The 22820-nt window shown below is 60.2% G+C and carries 20 protein-coding genes; 11 read left to right on the top strand and 9 right to left on the bottom strand.

The window, feature by feature from the left end; genetic code table 11:
* Window positions 1-3: 3 nt before the first annotated feature.
* Entirely contained in the window at window positions 4-1821 is a 1818-nt protein-coding gene (glmS, locus tag ACK3EW_RS07405) for a glutamine--fructose-6-phosphate transaminase (isomerizing) (protein ID WP_493809077.1), read from the top strand.
* On the top strand, window positions 1818-2501 hold the full coding sequence (locus ACK3EW_RS07400) for a DNA alkylation repair protein (RefSeq protein ID WP_493809076.1): 684 nt from the start codon (window positions 1818-1820) through the stop codon (window positions 2499-2501). Before glmS ends, ACK3EW_RS07400 begins: the two co-directional genes overlap by 4 nt.
* Here the strand turns inward: ACK3EW_RS07400 and ACK3EW_RS07395 are convergent.
* Window positions 2490-2975: a hypothetical protein gene (locus tag ACK3EW_RS07395; RefSeq protein WP_493809075.1), complete on the bottom strand. Its 486-nt coding sequence runs from the start codon at window positions 2973-2975 to the stop codon at window positions 2490-2492. The genes ACK3EW_RS07400 and ACK3EW_RS07395 overlap by 12 nt on opposite strands.
* A gap of 80 nt (window positions 2976-3055) precedes the next feature.
* Here ACK3EW_RS07395 and moaA point away from each other — a divergent pair, with 80 nt between their 5' ends.
* A complete protein-coding gene (gene moaA, locus ACK3EW_RS07390; RefSeq protein WP_493809074.1) occupies window positions 3056-4060 on the top strand; it encodes a GTP 3',8-cyclase MoaA in 1005 nt (334 codons plus the stop codon).
* Window positions 4061-4372: 312 nt separating this feature from the next.
* Here moaA and ACK3EW_RS07385 read toward each other — a convergent pair whose 3' ends face one another.
* Window positions 4373-5425, bottom strand: coding sequence for an anhydro-N-acetylmuramic acid kinase (locus ACK3EW_RS07385; RefSeq protein ID WP_439121291.1), 1053 nt, complete (start codon window positions 5423-5425; stop codon window positions 4373-4375).
* A 97-nt stretch (window positions 5426-5522) separates the two neighbouring features.
* Between ACK3EW_RS07385 and tyrS the strand changes: the two genes are divergently transcribed.
* Complete coding sequence (tyrS, locus tag ACK3EW_RS07380; protein WP_493809073.1) at window positions 5523-6773, top strand: tyrosine--tRNA ligase; 1251 nt, start codon at window positions 5523-5525, stop codon at window positions 6771-6773.
* Window positions 6774-6800: 27 nt separating this feature from the next.
* Here the strand turns inward: tyrS and ACK3EW_RS07375 are convergent, their stop codons facing one another.
* From ACK3EW_RS07375 to ACK3EW_RS07365, 3 genes are all read right to left on the bottom strand, one after another.
* The gene (locus ACK3EW_RS07375) at window positions 6801-7766 is read right to left on the bottom strand and encodes a DUF3179 domain-containing protein (RefSeq protein WP_493809072.1); all 966 of its coding nucleotides are present in this window, start codon (window positions 7764-7766) and stop codon (window positions 6801-6803) included.
* Between the two features lie 246 nt (window positions 7767-8012).
* Window positions 8013-8561: a peptidylprolyl isomerase gene (locus ACK3EW_RS07370; RefSeq protein ID WP_493809071.1), complete on the bottom strand. Its 549-nt coding sequence runs from the start codon at window positions 8559-8561 to the stop codon at window positions 8013-8015.
* A complete protein-coding gene (locus tag ACK3EW_RS07365; protein ID WP_493809070.1) occupies window positions 8554-9060 on the bottom strand; it encodes a peptidylprolyl isomerase in 507 nt (168 codons plus the stop codon). The genes ACK3EW_RS07370 and ACK3EW_RS07365 overlap by 8 nt, the downstream gene beginning before the upstream one ends.
* A gap of 125 nt (window positions 9061-9185) precedes the next feature.
* On the opposite strand from ACK3EW_RS07365, the gene ACK3EW_RS07360 reads away from it, so the two are divergent.
* Window positions 9186-10361 carry a phosphoglycerate kinase gene (locus ACK3EW_RS07360; RefSeq protein ID WP_493809069.1) on the top strand — a complete coding sequence of 392 codons (1176 nt, stop codon included), beginning with the start codon at window positions 9186-9188 and terminating at the stop codon, window positions 10359-10361.
* A gap of 139 nt (window positions 10362-10500) precedes the next feature.
* On the top strand, window positions 10501-10803 hold the full coding sequence (locus tag ACK3EW_RS07355) for an FtsB family cell division protein (RefSeq protein WP_439121292.1): 303 nt from the start codon (window positions 10501-10503) through the stop codon (window positions 10801-10803).
* A 33-nt stretch (window positions 10804-10836) separates the two neighbouring features.
* On the opposite strand, the gene ACK3EW_RS07350 is transcribed toward ACK3EW_RS07355, so the two are convergent.
* Entirely contained in the window at window positions 10837-12726 is a 1890-nt protein-coding gene (locus ACK3EW_RS07350) for a hypothetical protein (RefSeq protein WP_493809068.1), read from the bottom strand.
* 293 nt (window positions 12727-13019) lie between these two features.
* Here ACK3EW_RS07350 and pdhA point away from each other — a divergent pair, with 293 nt between their 5' ends.
* The 5 genes from pdhA to ACK3EW_RS07325 all read left to right on the top strand — a co-directional run bounded on the left by pdhA (window position 13020) and on the right by ACK3EW_RS07325 (window position 17500).
* Entirely contained in the window at window positions 13020-14036 is a 1017-nt protein-coding gene (pdhA, locus tag ACK3EW_RS07345; protein ID WP_493809067.1) for a pyruvate dehydrogenase (acetyl-transferring) E1 component subunit alpha, read from the top strand.
* 116 nt (window positions 14037-14152) lie between these two features.
* The gene (locus tag ACK3EW_RS07340) at window positions 14153-14581 is read left to right on the top strand and encodes a hypothetical protein (protein ID WP_493809066.1); all 429 of its coding nucleotides are present in this window, start codon (window positions 14153-14155) and stop codon (window positions 14579-14581) included.
* 3 nt (window positions 14582-14584) lie between these two features.
* Window positions 14585-15967 carry a pyruvate dehydrogenase complex E1 component subunit beta gene (locus ACK3EW_RS07335; RefSeq protein WP_493809065.1) on the top strand — a complete coding sequence of 461 codons (1383 nt, stop codon included), beginning with the start codon at window positions 14585-14587 and terminating at the stop codon, window positions 15965-15967.
* Window positions 15964-16218, top strand: coding sequence for a hypothetical protein (locus ACK3EW_RS07330; protein ID WP_493809064.1), 255 nt, complete (start codon window positions 15964-15966; stop codon window positions 16216-16218). Before ACK3EW_RS07335 ends, ACK3EW_RS07330 begins: the two co-directional genes overlap by 4 nt.
* A gap of 1 nt (window position 16219) precedes the next feature.
* Window positions 16220-17500 carry a pyruvate dehydrogenase complex dihydrolipoamide acetyltransferase gene (locus ACK3EW_RS07325; protein ID WP_493809063.1) on the top strand — a complete coding sequence of 427 codons (1281 nt, stop codon included), beginning with the start codon at window positions 16220-16222 and terminating at the stop codon, window positions 17498-17500.
* 121 nt (window positions 17501-17621) lie between these two features.
* Here ACK3EW_RS07325 and cysE read toward each other — a convergent pair whose 3' ends face one another.
* The 3 genes from cysE to ACK3EW_RS07310 all read right to left on the bottom strand — a co-directional run bounded on the left by cysE (window position 17622) and on the right by ACK3EW_RS07310 (window position 22819).
* Window positions 17622-18431 (bottom strand): serine O-acetyltransferase, encoded by an 810-nt coding sequence (gene cysE, locus ACK3EW_RS07320; protein ID WP_493809062.1) that lies wholly within the window; start codon window positions 18429-18431, stop codon window positions 17622-17624.
* A gap of 75 nt (window positions 18432-18506) precedes the next feature.
* Window positions 18507-18866: a DUF7742 family protein gene (locus ACK3EW_RS07315; RefSeq protein WP_493809061.1), complete on the bottom strand. Its 360-nt coding sequence runs from the start codon at window positions 18864-18866 to the stop codon at window positions 18507-18509.
* Complete coding sequence (locus ACK3EW_RS07310; protein WP_493809060.1) at window positions 18863-22819, bottom strand: baseplate multidomain protein megatron; 3957 nt, start codon at window positions 22817-22819, stop codon at window positions 18863-18865. The genes ACK3EW_RS07315 and ACK3EW_RS07310 overlap by 4 nt, the downstream gene beginning before the upstream one ends.
* Between the last annotated feature and the right edge of the window lies 1 nt (window position 22820).

Genomic DNA, 22820 nt, shown 5'->3' with positions numbered 1-22820 from the left:
TTTATGTGTGGGATCGTTGGTGTACTGGGTCAGCATGAGGCCGCCCCGCTTTTGGTCGAAGCCCTCAAACGGCTCGAATATCGCGGCTATGACAGCGCTGGGATCGCCACGGTCAATAATGGCGCTTTGGATCGCCGCCGCGCTGTTGGCAAGCTGGTGAACCTGTCAGACCTTTTGGTGCACGATCCCCTGCCGGGAAAGTCCGGGATCGGCCACACCCGTTGGGCCACCCATGGCGAACCCAACACCCAGAACGCCCATCCGCACCAGTCTGGTCCGGTGGCTGTTGTCCACAACGGGATCATAGAGAATTACAAAGACCTGCGCGCCGAACTGGCCGAACACCAGATCACGCCGCAGACCGATACCGACACCGAAACCGTCGCGCTGCTGACGCACCACTACATCAAGCAGGGCATGTCCCATGTGGACGCAGCCCGCGCGTGCCTTGCACGACTGGAAGGGGCGTTCGCGCTGGCGTTCCTGTTCGATGGCGAAGACGATTTGATTGTCGCCGCCCGCAAAGGCAGCCCGCTGGCCATCGGGCATGGCGACGGCGAGATGTTTGTCGGATCGGATGCGATTGCGCTGGCCCCCATGACCGACACAATCACATATCTCGAAGAAGGTGACTGCGCCGTTCTGACTCGTCAGACCGTTGATATCTTTGATGAAAGCGGTGCGCGCGTAATGCGCGAAAGCCGGACCATCAACACCGATGCCACCCGCGTCGACAAGGCCGGATACAAACACTTCATGGCCAAGGAAATCGCCGAACAGCCCACCGTTCTGGCCGATGCCCTGCGCGCCTATCTTGACGGCAACCAGATTGTCCTGCCCGACGCCCTGCCCGATTTCGCCAAGATCGACCGCCTGACCATGGTCGCGTGCGGCACCGCGTTCTATGCGTGCCTCACGGCGAAATACTGGTTCGAGCAGCTCGCCAAACTGCCGGTCGAGGTCGATATCGCTTCCGAATTCCGTTACCGCGAACCGCCGATCACACCGCGCACTGTGGCCTTGTTCGTGTCCCAATCCGGCGAAACCGCCGATACGCTGGCCGCACTCCGCTACTGCAAGGGCAAGGCCGACAGCATCGTCTCGGTGGTCAACGTGGCCGAAAGCTCCATCGCGCGAGAAAGCGATGTGGCCCTGCCGATCCATGCGGGTGTCGAAGTTGGCGTTGCCTCCACCAAGGCATTCACCTGCCAGCTCAACACGTTGCTCTTACTCGCGCTGCACGCCGCCGTGCAACGGGGGGTGATGTCCCAGGATGAACTCGCCGACAAGCTAGGGGAATTGCGCGCGCTGCCGGGCCTGCTCAATGTCGCGCTTGACCGCGACCCGACAATGGCGGACGCGGCTCACAAGATTGCCGAAGCGCGGGACGTGCTGTTTCTTGGCCGGGGATTGATGTATCCACTCGCGCTGGAAGGCGCACTTAAATTGAAAGAAATCAGCTATATACACGCCGAAGCTTATGCATCAGGTGAACTCAAGCACGGTCCCATCGCCCTGATTGACAAGAACGTCCCGGTGATTGTCATGGCACCGCGCGACGCGCTGTTCGAAAAAACCGTGTCGAACATGCAAGAGGTCATGGCACGCGGTGGCAAAGTCTGCCTGATCACCGATGCCGCCGGGGCCGAAGCTGCGGGTGCCGATGTTTGGCGCACCGTGATCCTTCCCGCAGTGGACCCGATCCTGTCACCCCTGCTTTATGCTCTGCCCGCGCAGCTGATCGCCTATCACGCAGCAATCGCCAAAGGCACCGATGTGGACCAACCACGCAACCTTGCAAAATCCGTCACAGTCGAATGACGCTGGACAACGCACTGGACGAACTGCGCGCCAAGGCAGAGCCGGGGCGCGCAGAACAAATGGCCGCCTACCACAAGGTCGACCGCCAATATCTGGGCGTCGCCAATCCCAATACGGACATGCTGGTCCGCGAGTGGCGTCAGGCGATGGATCTCGAAACCCGCCTCATGCTTGCGCACGATCTTTGGCAGACCAACATTTTCGAGGCCCGCGTCGCCGCAGCCAAACTGCTGACGCAGGCACGGATCAAACCCTCTGACGCAAACGCATGGGATCTCATCACCTCGTGGGTGCCCGATTTCGACAGCTGGGCGATCGCGGATCATGCCTGTATGGCGGGCCAACGTCGCCTGACGGCAGACCCCACACGTCTGGATGTGGTCGAAACCTGGATCACAAGCGATCATATGTGGAGCCGCCGCGCGGCGCTGGTCATAACCCTGCCCTGGACCAAGCAGAACCATCCCACGCAAGACGAAACCCTCGCACGAGACCGAATCCTAGGCTGGGCTTCGACCTATGTGACCGATCCCGACTGGTTCATCCAGAAAGCGGTCGCATGGTGGCTGCGCGATCTGTCCAAACACGACCCAAACCGCACCCGTGCGTTTCTGGCGACCTATGGCGACCAGATGAAATCCTTCGCGCGCAAAGAAGCCTCGCGGCACTTACCCGCCTGAAAACACCTGCACCTCTGCCAGATCGGTCAGAGGCACACCAATCAGGCGCATCGCAGGCAGCGACAAACGACTGCCCCCCCCGTCGATCGGGATCAGATCGACCTGAACGGATTCGCCAGTGGCGGGATACAGAACGCGGCCCTTGGCGGGCGCAGACACAAGCGATGTCTCAAGCCAGAAACCCGGCTGCGCGGGGCTGCCCAAGGACACAACGGTGCCCCCCAAGGCCTGTTCGGCACTTGCAGCTGTAGGGGCCACTGCCGCAGCCCGTTCCTCGGCGGTTGTGGTGTCAAACTCGTCTACCGTACGCGCATTTGTCGGAGGCGGACGTACCTCTGTCTGCAGGGCATCGGGGCGCGATTGCGGTCGGGTTTGCCCCTCGCTTTGTGTCGGGTTTGCGGATGGCAAAAGCCCAACTTGACCGCAGCCCGCCAGAATCCCGCAAAGCCCCAGAATTCCAACCGTCTTTCGCATCAGCGCCTCCGACCTTCGTCTTGCATTTCAGTGTTGCACCATACTTGCTCACTCTCCGACGAAAGGCTAGGCTCGCCAGCATGACACCGCTTATTGACCCTTTCCAGCGCGCGATCACCTATCTGCGCGTCTCCGTCACCGACCGCTGCGATTTCCGCTGCGTCTACTGCATGTCGGAAAACATGACCTTCCTGCCCAAGAAGGAACTGCTCACGCTGGAAGAGCTGGATCGCATGTGTTCGACCTTCATTGGCTTGGGAGTCGAAAAACTGCGGATCACCGGTGGCGAACCACTTGTTCGTCGGGATATCATGACATTCTTCCGGTCGATGACGCGCCACCTCGAAGCTGGCACGCTCAAGGAACTGACCCTTACCACCAATGGCTCACAGCTCGACCGTTTCGCAGATGACCTCTACGCTGCTGGCGTCCGCCGCATCAACATCTCGCTCGACACGCTGGACGACCAGAAATTCGCCGATATCACCCGCTGGGGCCGTCTGCCGCAGGTCATCAAGGGGATTGACGCCGCGCAGAAAGCCGGGATGCGGCTCAAGATAAATACTGTGGCGCTCAAAGGCTTCAACGAGGACGAGCTCTTCACCCTCACCGAATGGTGCCACAACCGCGACATGGACCTCACCTTCATCGAAGTGATGCCGATGGGCGATATCGGCAACGAGGACCGTCTCGGCCAGTATTGGAAACTCAGCGACCTGCGGGACGAGCTGCGCAAACAGTTCACCCTGACCGACCTGCCCGAACGCACGGGCGGCCCCGCCCGCTATGTCCGGGTCGAGGAAACAGGCCAGAAGATCGGCTTCATCACACCGCTCACGCATAATTTCTGCGAAAGCTGCAACCGCGTGCGCCTGACATGCACCGGAGAGCTGTTCATGTGCTTGGGCCAGGAAGACAATGCCGACCTGCGCTCGGCTCTGCGCAACCACCCAAGCAGCAACGCCCCGCTGGAACAGGCGATCCGCGACGCGATCACGCTGAAACCCAAGGGGCATGATTTCGACTATTCCCGTCAGACCGTGGATGGCCGGGTCTCGCGCCATATGAGCCATACCGGCGGCTAAACCGTAGGACCTGCGAGGGGCCAGCCCCTCGCGCTCCCCGAGGTATTTTTAGCCCAAAGAAACGATCTGTTAACGATAGAGCGCTACCCAGTAATCGCGGTACAGGCGGAGGCGCCGATGACCGTGCCCGAAGAAGCTCCTGATCATTCAGATTGCTTCACCGCCCGTCACGTCATGTACGTGGCGGGCGATTTGGTGTATTGCGGATTTCTTTGGGCCCAAAATACCTCGGGGTTTGGGGCAGCGCCCCAACCGCTTGATGCGCCGAAGGCGCAGAAAGCATAAACCTGTGCGCCGCAGGCGCTCACCTGATCACACTCGCGAAATCTGACCACCGCCGACGGGCGCGCGCACGCCCGTGGTGCCCGGAGCCGAGGTCGGCAACCCGCGCATCACGCGGACCGCGAGGTAGGCGAAAGCCTGCGCCTCGAGCATGTCTCCGTTCAGCCCAACCGCCTCAACGGGCCGCACAGGGCAATCCAGAGCAGACGTCAGCATCGCCATCATCACCGGATTGTGCCGCCCACCTCCGGTGACCAAGACACGTTGTGGCGGGACCGGACAATGCTCCATCCCCTGCATCACAGCCGCCGCCGCCATAGCCGTCATGGTGGCCGCCGCATCGGCGTCGTCCAATTCACGAACGAGATCAAGCATGAGGGAGAAATCGTTTCGATCCAAAGACTTGGGCGGCATTTTGCGGAAATACCCTTCCTCAAGGAACAACTCCAAAGCGCCGTCCACAACCTGTCCCTGCGCGGCCAAAGCGCCGTCTTTATCGAAGGCAACGCCGCGCCGCTCCATCATCAGATCGTTGATCGGCGCATTGGCCGGGCCGGTGTCGAAGGCCAGTAATGCGCCCTCGCCTTCGGGTGCGGTCGACAAAGGATCGACCCAAGTGAGGTTACCAACACCGCCCAGGTTCAGGAAAGCCAATGGCGCATCCGCACCGATCCATTTCGCACAAGCCCAGTGAAAGAACGGGGCAAGAGGTGCGCCTTCGCCCCCCAACTCCACGTCGTTCGATCGGAAATCCCAGACCACCGAACGCCCCAAAGCTTCGGCCAATGCCGCGCCATCACCCAACTGGTGTGTGCCGCGCCCCTGTGGCTCATGCGCCAGGGTCTGGCCGTGGAAGCCTATCACGTCAGCCTCAAAACCTTGCAACGCCGCAACATGGGACCGGAATACAACCTCGGCAGCCTCTGCCAGATCATCCCCCGGCCACTTGCCCAAGGCCGCACGCAGCACCGCCTGTTCCGCGTCCGAATAGCCCCGATACCCCGACGCGCCAAATTCAGAAATCGTCACACCGTCCGTCAGGACCAGCGCCGCATCGACCCCGTCCAGAGACGTGCCCGACATCGCGCCCACGGCCCAGATCGGATCTGCCAACTTGCCCTTCACCTTTTCCCCTGCCCTGCGTATAGCTGCCCTCACCATTCTATAACGAGGCAACCCCATGACCTACCATCCCAAATCGGACTTCATGCGCGTCATGATGGAGCGTGGCTTTCTGGCCGATTGCACCGATTATCAGGGCCTTGACGAGGCGTTGGTGCAAGGGGTGGTGCCGGGCTATATCGGGTTCGATGCAACGGCCAAGTCGCTGCATGTGGGCAGCCTCATCCAGATCATGATGTTGCGCTGGCTGCAAAAAACCGGGCACAAGCCGATCACGTTGATGGGCGGCGGCACCACCAAAGTGGGCGATCCAAGCTTTCGCGCCGATGAGCGCCCGCTGCTGACGCCAGCGCAGATCGACGACAATATCGACGGCATCAAGCAGGTCTTTGCCAAATACATCAGCTACGAAGACGGCCCCACCGGGGCATTGATGCTCAACAACGCCGAATGGCTGGACGAACTCAACTACCTCGATTTCCTGCGCGACATCGGTCGGCATTTCAGCGTCAACAGGATGTTGTCGTTTGAAAGCGTCAAATCGCGCCTCGACCGCGAACAGTCGCTGTCCTTTCTCGAATTCAACTACATGATCCTTCAGGCCTATGACTTCCTTGAACTGAACCGCCGCTACGGGTGCTTGATCCAGTTCGGCGGCTCGGATCAATGGGGCAATATCGTCAACGGGATCGACCTGACCCGCCGCGTGCTGGATCACCAGATCTACGGCCTGACCTCACCGCTGCTGACCACCAGCGACGGCAAGAAGATGGGCAAATCCGCCGATGGCGCGGTCTGGCTCAATGCCGACATGCGTAGCCCCTACGAGTTCTGGCAGTTCTGGCGTAACACCACCGACGCCGATGTGGGCCGTTTCCTCAAGCTCTATACTGAACTGCCCATTGAGGAATGCGACCGCCTTGGCGCGCTCGAAGGGTCCGAGATCAACGATGCCAAGATCATCCTTGCCAATGAGGTGACAACCCTGTGCCACGGAGCTGATGCAGCAGCGGCAGCCGAAGCCACCGCTCGGGAAGTCTTCGAGAAAGGCGGCGTGGGCGATGACCTTCCGACAGTCGCCCTCACTTCGGAAGAGGTCGGCAACGGAATTTCGATCGTTCAGCTCATCGTGCGCACAGGCCTTGCGAAAACCGGCAAAGAGGCCAAGCGCCTGATCGCCGAGAATGGCGCAAAAATCGACGATCAGCCACTGACGGACGCGGGGCTGATGATCGACGCAAGCGCCTTGTCCAGCCCGATCAAACTCAGTGCCGGCAAGAAACGCCACGCGCTCGTGAAACTCGGCTAACTCTGGGCCGGCGCCGCGCGCGCCGGTCTAGTTCCCCAGCATCCAGTCCCCGTCCGGCCAAAACGCGTGATAGGCAAAGGCGAACATCACATCATGCGGCACATCGCGGCCCTGCCCGTCGCGCACCCTTATCGACCCAACATCGCGGCCACGACCGATCTGCGCGGTATCCAAGGCCGAGGCCTGTCCCGCCCGCCACGAGATCACCACCCCCGCTTCGCGTACCTCACCTGCACGGGCCAAACGCTCCATCGGCCAGGCACGGTCACCCACCCGAACCACCCGCGCCAAGGCGTCGATGCCATGTGGCGGCATCTCTCCTGAATAAAGAAAGGGGCGGGTCGAACTGTCATAGCCCTGATAAGGGTTGCGCCCGTAGTCGCGGTTATATCCCGGTTCGGCCATCACCAGCCCGTCGGGATGCCGCTCCGTAAACTCGGCCCAACTTTCCATCCAACTTGGCAACGTGTCCAACTCCGCGCCGGTCAGATCGCCGACAATGGCTTCGCCAATCGCCTGCTGCCACCAGCTTTCGGTTTCGCGGTCATACATGATCATATCAGAATTGCGCAGCTTGCCCGACACGCCAAAACTCAGCACCCGGCCATTCACCCGCCGATCAAAGGTCAATGCCGAATTGCAGAGCGGGCAAAACGTCACTGCGACAGGCACGCCGCCCATCACGTCATTCACGATCTCATGCCATGTCAGATACCGGATTGGATAGGCCCGCGCCTGCCCGCCCAGCTCAAGCGTGATAACCGGTTCGGTCGGGTCAATTCCGGTCTTGCCCGAGGCACGCACAAAGGTCGGATCACTGAGCGCGGGAATCCCGTCCTTGGGTGGTCCCCCCGAGAGGATCTCGACCCAATTTGGCACGCTGGTCTTTTCGAAATTGGTCTGCGGCCATTCATGCCGCCAGAACTCCGGACTGGCCATTGCGGACGCGGCAATCAAAACAGAAATCAAAAACGACAAAACCGGTATACGCATCGGAATATTCCCCCATCTGTGAGCAGCTTGCCGCAAATGAGGCCTCGTGCACAGCCTGCCACACGCAGCTGTGACAGCGCGCGACCCGTTGCTTCTTCTTTTTGCAAATATGCAAAAGCGCGTTTGCAAACCCTCTCAACACACATTTATGGGCAAAACTTTGCAAACCGCGCCAGTCGCCGATGCCGCCCAAAGGCGGTGGCGGCAGAACCTGCGCGTGGCCCCGAAGGGCCACGCACATCAAACTCAATCGATGACGGTCACATCCGCCATGACGTCGGGCGGACCCATAACTTCACCATTGCGACCTTCGCCGCGTTTGATGGCATCCACCACATCCATGCCGTCCGTCACCGTGCCAACCACCGTGTACTGACCGTTCAGGAAATACCCTTCCTGAAACATGATGAAGAACTGCGAATTGGCCGAATTCGGGTTCTGCGAGCGCGCCATGCCAACGACACCACGATCGAAAGGCAAGTCCGAAAACTCGGCCGGGAGGTCTGGACGGTCAGAACCGCCACGCCCCGCCATGCGCATGTCGCCACCATCGATCTTGCCAAACTCGACATCCCCGGTTTGCGCCATGAAACCGTCGATCACGCGGTGAAAGACGATGCCGTCATAGGCGCCCTCTTCCGCAAGTGCTGTGATCTGCGCCACGTGCTGCGGTGCCACATCTTCGAACAGGTCGATGGTTACGGTGCCATTGGCCTCACCCGCCACTTCGATCTGCAACCCGGTCGCCAACGCCGGCGACGCGAGCAGGGAAAAGGCAATCGCCAGCTTACGCATCTGCGGCCACCTTAACGGAAATCATCCGATCCGGGGTCGCTGGCGGCTCGCCACGGGTGATCGCGTCGACATGCTCCATACCCGAAACGACACGACCATAGACAGTGTACTGACCGTTGAGGAAGTGATTGTCGGAAAAGTTGATGAAGAACTGCGAATTGGCCGAGTTCGGGTTCTGCGACCGCGCAGCCCCCAGCGTGCCCCGGTCATGCGGCAGTTTGGAAAACTCCGCAGGCAAATCCGGCAGTTCCGACCCACCTGTGCCCGCGCGGCGCAGGTTGAAGCCGTCTTCCATGTCGCCGTGTTCGACATCGCCAGTCTGTGCCATAAAGCCATCGATCACCCGGTGAAAACACACGTTGTCATAGGCACCCGACCGCGCCAGTTCCTTCATGCGTTCTGCATGTTTCGGCGCAACGTCCGCCAACAATTCGATGGTGACGGTGCCGTCCTTCAACTCGATCAGGATGGTGTTCTCGGGGTCTTTGATCTCGGCCATGCCGTGCTCCTTCAGATGTGATGTTGCGGCAAGACTTAAAGCGCGACTGACAGATTGCCAAGGACCGCATTGACGTCTGCGTTGCACATCGCCATCACGGGGCGGACTCAGATCAGGAGGGGCAAATGGCCTGGAAAACGCTCGACGACATGGACCTTGCTGGCAAACGCGTGCTGACGCGGGTGGATATCAACGTGCCCGTGGACAACGGTCAGGTGACCGATGCGACGCGCATCACCCGGATCGTGCCGACAATCACGGATATCCTGACCAAGGGCGGCACGCCGATCCTGCTGGCGCATTTCGGGCGTCCCAAAGGCAAGCCCAATCCCGAGATGAGCCTGCGTCTGGTGCAGCCTGCGTTGGAAAAGGCACTGGGGTGCAGTGTGACGTTCATCGAGCAACCGTCGCGTGACCAGATCGATGCCCTGCCCGCCGATGCGGTGGTGTTGATCGAAAACACGCGGTTCACCCCTATGGAAGAAGCGAACGATCCCAAAATGGCGGAATTCCTTGCCTCACTGGGTGATATCTTCTGCAACGATGCGTTTTCCGCCGCGCACCGCGCCCATGCGTCGACCACAGGTGTTGCGCATCTTCTACCTTCATGCGCCGGTCGCCTGATGGCGGCGGAATTGCGCGCGCTCGAAGCAGCACTCAGCAATCCGCAGCGCCCGGTGGTGGCTGTTGTGGGTGGTGCGAAAGTGTCGACCAAGCTCGATCTGTTGTCTAACCTTGTTGAGAAGGTGGACATTCTTGTGATCGGCGGCGGCATGGCCAATACCTTTCTCGCAGCACAGGGCGTCGATGTGGGCAAATCGCTGTGTGAACACGATCTGGCTGACACCGCCCGCGCGATTGCTGAAAAGGCCACGACCACGGGCTGCGAACTGCTCTTGCCGCGTGACGTTGTGGTCGCGCGTGAATTCAAGGCGGGCGCGGACTCGGAAACCGTCAAAGCCGAAGACTGCCCGGCCGACGCAATGATCCTCGACGCGGGCCCCGACAGCGTGGCACATATTTGTCAGGCTTTTGATCGTGCGAAAACGCTGATCTGGAATGGCCCGCTTGGCGCGTTCGAAATCCCGCCCTTCGATGCGGCGACCAATGCAGCGGCGGCTTATGCCGCGGGTCTCAGCCGGTCAGGCAAGCTGATCTCGGTCGCGGGTGGCGGTGATACGGTGGCAGCGCTCAACAAGGCGGATGCCTCGGAAAGCTTTACTTATATTTCAACCGCTGGCGGTGCTTTCCTGGAATGGATGGAAGGCAAAACGCTGCCTGGTGTCGCCGCATTGGGCTGACCCCCGCCCATGGGCGAGTCCGGAAAGCAACACTGGGCCGCTTGCCGCGCATTTTTACAGCACGGGGAATTCCCTCGCAGTTTCCCCTGTGCCATGGTTCCCGCACGCGCCCGACAAGAGGTGCGATCAGAGGCAGATGATGACGCAACACCGCACACGACCGGCTCTTGGAGGACTTGTGTTTTTCGCAGGGTCGTTCTGCGTGGGCGCCTATTTCATCTTTGCCGCCGTTCAGGGCGACTACGGCGTATTCCGCCGTGCCGAAATCATGGTCGAAACCCGCACTTTGGATGCCGAGCTTCAGGAACTGAAAATCGAACTGGCGCGGATGGAGAACCTCACCCGCCGCCTGTCGGACACATATCTTGATCTTGATCTGCTGGATGAGCGCGCCCGCGATATGCTGGGCATGATCCGCACCGACGAAATCGTTGTGCGATAAGTCCGCGGGACCAAAGCGGTCCCGCGCTTTGAACTACATGAACATTGCAAGAATGCCGAGGAACGGCAGGAACATCATCAGGTCGGCCACGCCGCCTGCATCGTCGTCGCCCTCGTCTGTATCACTGTCCTCGGCGGCGCGCGCGTCTTCGAAGGCCAATGTTTCTTCGACACCCGAAGTTACAGCCAAGGTCGGGAAGTCGATGCCAGCAGGTTCCGGCGCAGCTTCGATCGGTGCGTCCGCAACCGGCGCTTCTTCAACAACGGCTGCCTCGACCGGCGAGGTTTCAACTGGCGCTTCTTCAACAGGTGCTGTCTCGACCGGTGCAGTTTCAACCGGCGCAGTTTCAACCGGCGGAGTTTGATCGGTAAAGTCGTCGATCATCGGGTCCGGCAGCGCATCAGGCGCTTCGTCCGAGATGACATCCTGAAAATCCTGCGACGGGGTGAAGCCGAACATGCGAACCTGCATGATCTCGCCCTGATCCATCTGCACCGAAAGCGTTGTGCCATCCAGAAACAGCGCGGGATCAATGTCTTCAACAACCGCGTCCGAGCTGCTGTTCCCGATCGGCGCGCCATCGGCGACACCCAGAACCGAGATTTCGACCCGACCTGCATCGGTCACCAGCCCCGAGAAGTCGACCTCTGTATCCGCTCCGTCTTCACCGGTTGCCGCAATGTAGAACAAAAGCTCATTCGGTTCCCAGAAACCGTGCAACGAGATGCCGTCTTCCTGAACCTCGGTATCGGCTCCGGACTCGGGCGTCAGATCAAGCGCGACCTTTCCCGGCATCGCGTCTTGCATCATGTTGAACATCGCGCCACCGGGCGTCAGATCGGCCTGCCCGTCATCGACACTCAGCGTGTTGGGGGTGTTCTGGATCAACGGCCAGACATGCGCCTGTTCGACGTCATAGCGCATGAACTCTTCCATGATGTTGATCATCTCATGCGACTGGAAGAGGCCATAATCACTGGACCGGTCAAGGCTGTCGGTATTGCCTGCGGTGTTCCATTCGGTCACCGCGATCTGCGCATCGGGGATCTGTTCGCCCCATGTCTCGTCGGTGTTATTAAGGAAGAACGTGCGCTGGCCCTCATTGACCTGACCGCGCGAATAGACATGCACGGCAACCTGATCAACCGCTGCGCGCTCTGCCTCGGTGTCAAATTCGGACAGGATCATTTCATTGGCCACATGGGTCCAATTGATCGCGCCCGAGCTATAGAGGCTGTCTTCACCAAGGCTCAGATCGTAGGTCGCGTTCAGATCGGCAAGGATGTCTGCGCTCGACATGTCGGCGCTATAGTCATTCGAAAGGCGTGCGAAATCAAAATTGGTGCCGGATTGCACGATGATTTCGGCATCCGAGTTTTGCAGGCTGAGTTCATCGTTGACGATGACCGCCATCTCACTGGCCAGGCGCCCATATTCCACAGAGGACATCTGCCCACTGCCCCAGTATTCATTGCCCAGCTCGAAGGCTTCGATCTCGGCATCGCCATGCACGCCTGTCACCACGTCACGGACAAACCCGCGCAGCGCATCTTCGTCGATGGCAGCAAAGCGGTCGCCGTTGGCATCCGTGGTCTCGGAAAGCACGTTGCGGGTTGGGATCACGATGGTGACCGACAGGCCCTCGTCGCCGGCATATTCCAGCGCTTCGTTCAGCGGGATAAACTCGCGCAGTTCTCCTGTATCGCGATCTGTCACAACCGATGCGTTTGGATCTGTGATGTCGAAATAGCGTTCGGTCAGCGACCCACCCGGGTAACGGAATGATCCGACACCCAGTTCTTTGATCAGGCGGTCATAGTCTCCCCCTTGCTCCAGACTGGAGCGCGTGGCGAGCACATTTGCGCCAAAGAGGCCTTGGGAGGCCTCTGATCCCATAAATCCATATGCGGCGATTTCAGGCATATTTGTGGCATCCGAGTGAGCAGGTAACCATAATTTCTCCCCATTTTTGCCCAGATGTCTCTAGGTTTATTAAAATGCGCCCCATTTTAGCCGTTATTGTACGGTTCGCCTAAACAGTGCGTACTGACCTCCTGCAATTGTCTTGCCACTTTGCATTCCAGTTTGTGGAAAAGTGACCGAATCGCCCCAATCCGCCCCAAAGCGCGTAAACATCGCCCCTTGCCTTTGCCGGAACGTTGATCGTAGGCTTTGAAAAAAAGTTTAACGCTAAACTTCTTGCAGGGAGGCGCCCCATGGCGGCACGCAAACCATCGGCCAAGGCAGCAAGCTTGCCGAATGTCTCAGCAGAGGAACTGACAACCTATTACCGCGACATGTTGCTGATCCGTCGGTTCGAGGAAAAAGCCGGTCAGTTATATGGCATGGGCCTCATCGGCGGGTTCTGTCACCTGTATATCGGTCAGGAAGCGGTCGTGGTCGGGCTGGAAGCCGCCGCCAGTGAGGGCGACAAGCGCATCACATCCTACCGCGATCACGGTCACATGCTGGCCTGCGGCATGGATCCGAACGGCGTCATGGCCGAATTGACGGGGCGCGAAGGCGGCTATTCCAAGGGCAAAGGCGGCTCCATGCACATGTTCTCGAAAGAGAAGCATTTCTACGGAGGCCACGGCATCGTCGGTGCGCAGGTGCCGCTGGGGGCGGGTCTGGCCTTTGCCGACAAATACAAAGGCACCGACCGCATCACGTTTACCTATTTCGGCGATGGCGCAGCGAACCAGGGACAGGTCTACGAGACCTTCAACATGGCGGCCCTATGGCAACTTCCGGTGATTTTCGTCATCGAAAACAACCAATACGCCATGGGCACCGCGCAAAAGCGCTCGACCTCGACCCCTGATCTGCACACCCGTGGTGCCGCCTTTGGCATCCCCGGCGAAGCGGTGGACGGGATGGATGTGCTGGCGGTCAAGGCGGCAGGCGACAAGGCGGTCAAACACTGCCGGTCCGGCAAGGGGCCGTATATTCTTGAGATCAAGACCTACCGTTATCGCGGCCACTCCATGTCGGACCCCGCCAAGTACCGCACCCGCGAAGAGGTGCAGAAAATGCGCGAAGAACGCGATTGCATCGAACATGTCCGCGAGATGCTGCTGCAGGGCGGCCACGCCACCGAGGACGACCTCAAGGCCATCGACAAAGAGATCAAGGCCATCGTCAACGCCAGCGCCGAGTTCGCCCGCGAAAGCCCAGAACCAAGCTTGGATGAACTTTGGACTGATATCTACGCGGACGCGGAGACGGCCTGATGATCGAACGGGCCCCCCTTAGGCTTGCGACTTTGGCAGTATCAGCTTTGGCCGTGACACACCTTCCAGTGTTTGCGCAATCCGCAGATGACGCAGCACGTACATTGGAGACCCTTTTGTCCGGCGAAGTGCGAAACGAATACCAAACCGCCGATTACCGCTTCGTGGTTGACGGATGCACTTTGACATTAACCGCGGAGTCACATGATGACGGCGCAACCGACACCTATGTCGCGTCGGTCGCCGCAAAAGATCTCCGCCTTGATCAAAGCGAATTGAACTATTCGGAAAGACAGATCTTCGTTCCGGCAAGTGAGGCAAGCGGCGTTCGTGTTAGCATGACGAAAACCAACCCGACCCCGCGTGAAAAGAACACGTATATGCAGCTCTATCCTGGCGCGACGTGCGACGACCGGACGTGTTATGCAGAATTTGTGGCTTCGCATTTTGACCTCGTGATCCGAGGCGACTGGGACATTACTTACCTAAACCAAGCGTTCGAAGCGCTCTTGCAGCTTGCGACGACGTGCTCGGAGGACACTTGAACAATGGCAACCGAAGTTCTCATGCCCGCCCTCTCGCCCACGATGGAAGAAGGCACGCTGGCCAAATGGCTGGTCAAGGAAGGCGACACCGTTTCGGCGGGTGACATCATGGCCGAGATTGAGACCGACAAGGCAACGATGGAGTTTGAGGCCGTGGACGAAGGCATCGTCGGCAAAATCCTGATACCCGAAGGCACCGAGGGCGTGCGCGTCAACACGCCCATTGCCGTGCTGGTCGAGGACGGAGAGACCGTGTCCGATGCTGCCCCCGCAGCTCCGGTACAAGCACTCGCCCCAGCAGACAAGGCACAAAGCTCTGAAGATCAGCCCGCAGCAGGCATGTCTCACCCGGAACCAGCCCTCGCGGTCGCCAAGGCCGAAGCACCGTGGCCAGAAGGCACCAAGACCAAGCAAAGCACCGTTCGTGAAGCGCTCCGCGATGCCATGGCCGAAGAAATGCGCCGGGATGAGGACGTGTTCCTCATGGGCGAAGAGGTGGGCGAATACCAAGGCGCCTACAAGATCAGTCAGGGTCTCTTGGACGAATTCGGCGCGCGCCGGGTGATGGACACACCGATCACCGAACACGGTTTCACCGGTATCGCGGTAGGTGCCGCGTTTGGTGGCTTACGGCCAATCGTGGAGTTCATGACGTTTAACTTCGCCATGCAAGCCATTGATCAGATTATCAATTCCGCTGCAAAAACGCTTTATATGTCCGGCGGCCAGATGGGCGCACCGATGGTGTTCCGTGGTCCCAATGGCGCGGCCGCCCGCGTGGGCGCCCAGCATTCCCAAGACTATGCAGCATGGTACGCGCACATCCCCGGCCTTAAGGTGGTGATGCCCTACTCGGCCTCCGACGCCAAAGGTCTGCTCAAAACAGCGATCCGCGATCCGAACCCGGTGATCTTCCTCGAAAACGAAATCCTCTATGGCAAGACGTTCGAGGTGCCCGAGATCGAGGATTACACCGTCCCCTTCGGCAAGGCCCGTGTCTGGCGCGAAGGGTCCGATGTGACCATCGTCAGCTTCGGCATAGGCATGACCTACGCGCTGGATGCCGCTGAAAAGCTTGCCAAAGACGGGATCGAGGCCGAGGTGATCGACCTGCGCACCCTACGCCCCATCGATTATGACACCGTAATCGCAAGCGTACAGAAAACCAACCGATGCATCACGGTCGAGGAAGGCTTCCCCGTGGGCGCCATCGGCAACCACCTGTCGGCGGTCATCATGGAACGCGCGTTCGATTATCTTGATGCGCCGGTGCTGAACCTGACCGGCAAGGACGTGCCCATGCCCTATGCCGCCAACCTCGAGAAACACGCGCTGGTCACAACGGCCGAGGTGATCGAAGCGGCGAAAAAGGTCTGCTATCGATGAACGATGATCTGACCGTCCGCACCCGCGACGTGGCCCGCGAGGCCTATCACGTGGTCACGCCCAAAGGTGCCGCCTTTGTGCCGGAATGCCTGATGGACAAATTTCCGAACGAGGCACGCCCGTCGCATCAGTCCGCTTACGAATGGATCGGTGCCCACAAGCGCCAGATCACGCGCGCTGTTGCCACGCTGAAAGCGGGCAAGACACCCAAAGACCCCTATGACCTCATCACCCTGATCGAGGAGACCTGACATGCCCATCGAAATTCTCATGCCCGCCCTGTCCCCCACGATGGAGGAAGGCACGCTGGCGAAATGGCTGGTCAAGGAAGGCGACACGGTGTCCTCGGGCGACGTGATCGCCGAGATCGAAACAGACAAGGCGACGATGGAATTCGAGGCCGTCGACGAAGGCGTGATCGGCAAGATCCTCGTCGCTGAGGGCACAGCGGACGTCACCGTCAACACACCCATCGCGATGCTGCTGGAAGACGGCGAAAGCACCGATGATCTGGACGCGTCGCCCGAACCTGCCCTTAAAGCGGCCCCTGCCAAACCCGCCGAAGCCGCCGCCGCGTCGACCCCAACGGCTGCCCCCCCGGCGCCGACCCAAAGCGGCGACCGCGTCTTCGCGTCCCCTTTGGCGCGCCGCATCGCCGCCGACAAAGGCCTGGACCTGAGCCAGATTACAGGGTCCGGCCCGCGTGGTCGCATTGTCAAAGCCAATGTCGAAAGCGCCACGCCACAGGCCGCAGCCACAGCCCAAGCCGCAGCACCCGCCGCATCGGCCCCGGTTGCAAAACCGGTCGATGCCAGCGCGATCGCCAAGATGTACGAAGGCCGGGCCTATACCGAACTTCCGCTCGACGGTATGCGCAAGACAATCGCCGCACGCCTCACCGAGGCCAAACAGACCATCCCGCATTTCTACCTGCGCCGGTCCGCCACCCTCGATCCGCTCATGGCCTTCCGCGCTCAACTCAACGCCCAGCTCGAAAAGCGCGGTGTGAAGCTCAGCGTCAACGACTTCATCATCAAAGCCTGCGCACTCGCCTTGCAACAGGTGCCCGCCGCCAATGCCGTTTGGGCCGGCGACCGCATCCTGCAGCTGGAACCATCGGACGTGGCCGTTGCCGTGGCTATTGAAGGCGGCCTCTTCACGCCCGTCCTCAAGGACGCGCACCAAAAATCCCTGTCCGCCCTCTCCGCCGAGATGAAAGACCTCGCGACCCGCGCCCGCGACCGCAAACTCGCCCCGCATGAATACCAAGGCGGCAGCTTTGCCATCTCCAATTTGGGCATGATGGGCATCGAGAATTTCGACGCGGTCATCAATCCGCCCCACGGCGCGATCCTCGCCGTCGGCGCAGGGCTCAAGAAGCCGGTCGTCGCAGACGACGGCGGCGTCACGGTTGCCACAGTGATGTCGATGACGCTCTCGGTCGATCACCGCGTGATCGACGGCGCTCTCGGTGCAGAACTCCTGCAAGCCATCGTGGATAACCTCGAAAACCCGATGGCCATGCTGGCGTGACCTGAGTTTCTTTGGGCTCAAAATACCTCGGGGGAGGCGCCTGAAAGGCGGCGGGGGCAGCGCCCCCAAATGTTTCCGTGAACGGAAACAGGCGATGCGTCACCGCATCGCCCAACTCACGTCACGCGCCAGAGCGTAAAATCTGATCCATGCTGATTGCGGGCTGCGAACAGCCCGCCTCACCCACGATCCGCGCAGGCACACCAGCCACGGTCTTGCAGGGCGGCACTTCTTCCAGCACCACAGACCCGGCCGCAACCCGCGAGCAATTGCCCACCTTGATATTGCCCAAAACCTTGGCCCCGGCCCCGATCAGAACACCATCGCCAATCTTTGGATGACGGTCTTCCTCTTCCTTGCCAGTCCCGCCCAACGTCACGGAGTGCAGCATCGACACGTTGTCGCCCACCACAGCCGTTTCCCCGATCACAATAGAATGGGCGTGGTCGATCATGATCCCCTGCCCGATCTTCGCTGCCGGGTGAATGTCGACGCCGAACGCCTCGGAACACCGCATCTGCACGAAATACGCGAGATCCGTCCGCCCCTGCCGCCAGAGCCAATTGCCCACGCGGTAGCATTGGATTGCCTGGAACCCTTTGAAAAACAGCAGCGGCTGCAAGAACCGATGACATGCCGGGTCGCGCTCGTAGACCGCAACAATGTCGGCACGCGCCGCCATCGCGAGGTTTGGATCGGACGCAAAGGCCTCGTCACAAATCTCACGCAGGATCTGCTCGGTCATCTCACCATTCGCAAGCTTAAGCGAAATCCGGTAGCTCAGCGCCCGCTCGAGGCTCGGGTGGTGCAGTACCGAATAGTGAATCATGCCGCCCAAAAGCGGTTCCTTGGCAACTGCCTCGTCCGCTTCCTTGACAATACGGCCCCAAACCGGGTCAACCGATGCGAGTTTCGCACGTGTTTCAGCCATGCCATCTCTCCTTTAACGGCCAGAGCTTAGCAGATAGGATCGAATTCGGAAAACGCAAAGCTGTGATGGCAAGGATCAGCGCGCGGAATGCGTACAGAGCCTTAATCGTGTTCGAGACTGATTTGGCTCATCCAGACTGAAATCCACTTCAGACAATGGCAGCAGCGCTTGCAATGCCTTGAGAACAGCAATCCACGCCGCGAGGCCTTCCGCGCACTGAAACGAGGTTGGCCCGCGCGTCTGATGCCGCAGCGCCGCTGTCATCAAGCTGCCATCCCCAAAAACAGGATGTGCTGACTGGTAGCGCCTGCGATACACCTCCGCCAGATCGGCTTCCCGGATCAGACTCGCGATGATAGGGCCATGCTGGTCAGGCGGCGCAGCCGCAGCAACTGCGACTGCTGCAAGCACGTCATTGTAGATAACCGGCCTCACACGAACACCATGACCCGCGACACTGGCCCTTCTCCGAACCGGTCCGAGACCTGCGTCACTTCGATATCCACAGTCCCCGCGACGCCGTCGTCTGCTTGCATGGCGGCAGTGTAAACCCAACCCGGCGCAGTCAGGTCCACGCTCCGAACAACAGCCCCTTCAACCAGAACCCGCAAGGTATAGGCGTGACGGTCTTCGCCCAAGGGGATCTCGGTCAGGTCCCAACTATCTGCATCCAATCGCGCCCGCCGAATCCACGACACAGAAACATCCCCAGCAGACTTATATGCTTTCAGATGCACCGGGCTGTAGGGCCGCAATCCAAGCCCGGCAAAGGCCTGTACCTCGTGCTTATAGGCAGCGTGATCAAAAGGCTTGTCCGCAGGTCCGATCCGGTAATGCCGCGCCTGTCCCCGCAAAGAAGAGGCCAATGCGATCTGTCGCGCTGTTCCATCAAGCAACACGAAAAACGCTCCTGTCGACAAGATTTCGGGCACCAGCGCATCCGTGCCGAATTGCCCGCGCAATAGGCCATTCAGTCGCCATACACCAGGTCCGGTCAACTCTGCCGTCCTGAACTGAATGATTTCCCAACCGTCGGGGTCGCCCGATCCGATCGCCGCAAGGTTTGCACCACCCAGCAACCCGGCCTCACTGACCGAAGACAAACTGCCAGAAGTCAGTGCCACTTCGATCAGTGTCGCGTAATCCATCAGCCCCGAAGGCGCCCGTGCCACCGCGTTCAGAGTGACCCCAACCGTCGAAGCCACTCCGACAAGCCCATTCAAGGAATACCCCGCATCTTCCGCTGCATCGTAAACCGCGACATCCCCCGGCCAAGGATCCGCTGTCACCGCAAGATGCGGCGCATGCGGCACCTCATCGCCGGTGATCAGCGGCAGATCAAGAAACAGCGGCAGCACTGGCCCGGATGCCACAAAGCGCCGCGAGGGCGTTGGATCATCCGGGAAATCCGCAGGATGGTATACCTCCGCCTCGACCCGCACGGCGTCGATCAACTGATGGGTTGTTTGCTCCACCCGGTCGATCCGCACCGCCATGGCCCCCGCCTCAACCGGCAAACGCACCACGTCACCCGCGCCCAGCGCCTGTTGTGATAACGGCAAGGCAAACCGCACCGCATCCCGCGAGACCCGCGCTTCGCTCAACCAGCGTTCAACCGCCTGCCGCCCCTCGGGACGCGTCAATAAAAGCGGCACTTCGCTTTCGGCCACAGCATGAGTGCCTTCGTCAGGCAGCACGGATTCCTCCGAGATATTACGGTAATCTCCATCCGCCTCGACAAAGTTCAGCCGCACGCGCCCCGACATGTCCGCTTCTGAGCTTCGGCTTTGAACCACCTCGATGCCCAAATCGTCATGCGTCGCAAGCTGGTCGAACTCCAACGACACCGCGCGCGCACCATCACGATTGCGGAACACCACCACACCGTCGCGCTCGATAGCATCAAACCCATAGGCCAGCATGAGAGGTTGCAAAGCCCGTCGCGCATCCGTCACGTCCGGCGCGAGATAGCCACGCACAAACCCGAAAAGCGCGCTCACATCATAGTCGCGCAGACCAGAGCGTTCGCAAATCTCGGCCACCACCGAGGCCAATGTGCGACCTGACACACGCCCGTTGATCCAATGACCGCGGCGGTAGTTCGGGCCGTCCGACCACATCTCGTCTACATTGGGAAACCAAGGATAAGGCCGCGCGTCCCATGCCCAGACAAAAACCCGACCCATGTCGATCATCGGTGCGCCATAAAGACCTGACACCGGATTATGCTCCGGATCGCCCCAATAGCTCAGCATCGCTCGCAGGTATTGATGCTGGATCAACTCATCCCGCAGTCCATTGGAATAGGCGGGCAAAGTGCTCTCGGAACTCTTGGGGTCCAAAAACTTGTTCGGCTCATTTGTGGCCTTGTCCACCGCCGCACAGCCGATTTCAGTGAACCAGATCGGCTTGCTACTGGGCACCCATTCCGTCTGCACTGCCTGCCGCACCCCGCCCACGCGGTTGTGATGTGGCTGCGACCACCAATTGCGAATATCCTTGTAGCGCCACACCCACGGCTCTCCATAAGCGCCATCGGTGATCGGTTCCCGCACCTGCAGATCCCGCGCTTCTTGCGACGGGTAATACCAATCGTACCCCTCGCCCCCCGCCACATTCGCCCGCAGATAGTCTAGGTTGTAGATCGCCCCCCAATCGGCATCGGCATGGCCTTCCCCATCCCGCCAATCGGACAGACGCATGTAATTGTCGATCCCGATAAAATCGACATTCGGATCGGCCCAAAGCGGATCAAGGTGGAAATACACATCCCCGCTGCCATCCTGAGGATGATAGCCGAAATACTCCGACCAATCCGCCGCATAGCCAATCTTCACATCCGGCCCAAGGATCGCGCGGCATTCTGCCGCCAGCACCCGCAGCGCATCGACCGCCGGAAAGCCAGAAGCCCCCCGCAACTGCGTCAGGCTTCGCATCTCAGACCCAATACAAAAGGCGGTCACCCCCCCTGCAACAGCGCACAAATACGCTTGATGCAGGATAAAGCGTCGATACCCCCAGTCCTGCTGAACCTCCCCGGCCTCGAACCCGTCCTCGGCGTCGCTCCCAAGGTCCAATCCTTCGGGTGCATAGTGAACGACACCCTCCACCACGAAAAAGTCATCGACCTGCGCCGCACCAAAGAACGCCGCCACTTCGGCATCTGTTGCTGTGGCCCCCGTAAGGTCTCCCACCTGTCCCGGCGCAACGCTGGCTGTGATCCGCCCGCGCCACGGCAGCTTCGGCTGCTCCATCTCACCGGTCCAAGGGTTCGGCAGCCCGTTCCCCGGCATCTGCTCCATCAGGATGAACGGGTAGTACAGAACCTCCAGCCCCTTCGCGGTCATATCCCGGATCGCCTGCACGACCGAAGTATCGCAGGGCGTCCCACCATAAACAGGACGCCCCTCGTCCACCGGCACCAAACCGGCATCCGCCCGAACAAGCCCACTCACCACCCACGGCATCTCGGCACTATCCGCCGCAACCTGTTCGACCTTCGGCTGGATCACACAGTCGCCACAACGCAGATCACTACCGAACCAGCTGACCACCAGCGACACCGCCCCGCAATCCGGCACCTCGTCCTGCAAATGTTTGAGCGACGTCATGAAATCCGCCCGGTCCGACGGACTGTTCACATTGACAGTGTTTGACTTGCCCGCACCGCCATCCAGCGACACCGCTTCTGTAGCCAGCGAATACTCCCCAGTACCGGGGATCATCGCGACCGCGCGAATGTTGAACGGCACGTCCTCGGGGTCGTCCTGCACCGGGCGCGTCACCTCGAAGGAAAACTGCGGCACGCGGTTGCCAAACCGGCTCAGGTCCAAATCCTCGAACACAACATAGGCCGTACCCCGATAGGCCGGCACCAAACCCACGCCCTCGACAGCTTCCATCTTCGGATCCGGCAACTGGTCGCGCGATCCCGGATAGACCACCATGTTCAGATCATGCACCGAGATTTCGGCACCATCCGCCCAGACCCGGTTCACACTGGTGATCTCACCCTCGCAAAGCGCCACAGCAAGGCTCACTGAATAGCTGTATTCCTTGATCGTCGGCTGTGCCGACAACCCTTTGCCACCACCCGATTTTGAAACATTTTCCTTGAACTGCGTGGCCCAGATGACGTGCCCGCCCACCCGCATCCGGCCAAAAATCTGCGGGATCGGCTGACCCTCGCCCGCCGTGCTTAGCCGCAGCCGGTCCAGCCGCCCGGTCTCGATTGACCGCGCCCCACCACCCAACACCCGCTGGTCAATGGCCCGACCCAGAGTCGCCCCGGCAAACCGGCCAACCGCCGACATGGACAGCCCAAGCACCGATCCGCCAAGGCTGCTGCCCAGCGCAGCACCTGCCGCCGAAAGAACCAGTGTCGCCATT

It is taken from the genome of Marivita sp. NO-S04 (genome assembly GCF_059070475.1).
Note: the sequence above shows the minus strand (reverse complement) of the source record. Positions and strands in the feature narration are given on the sequence as shown.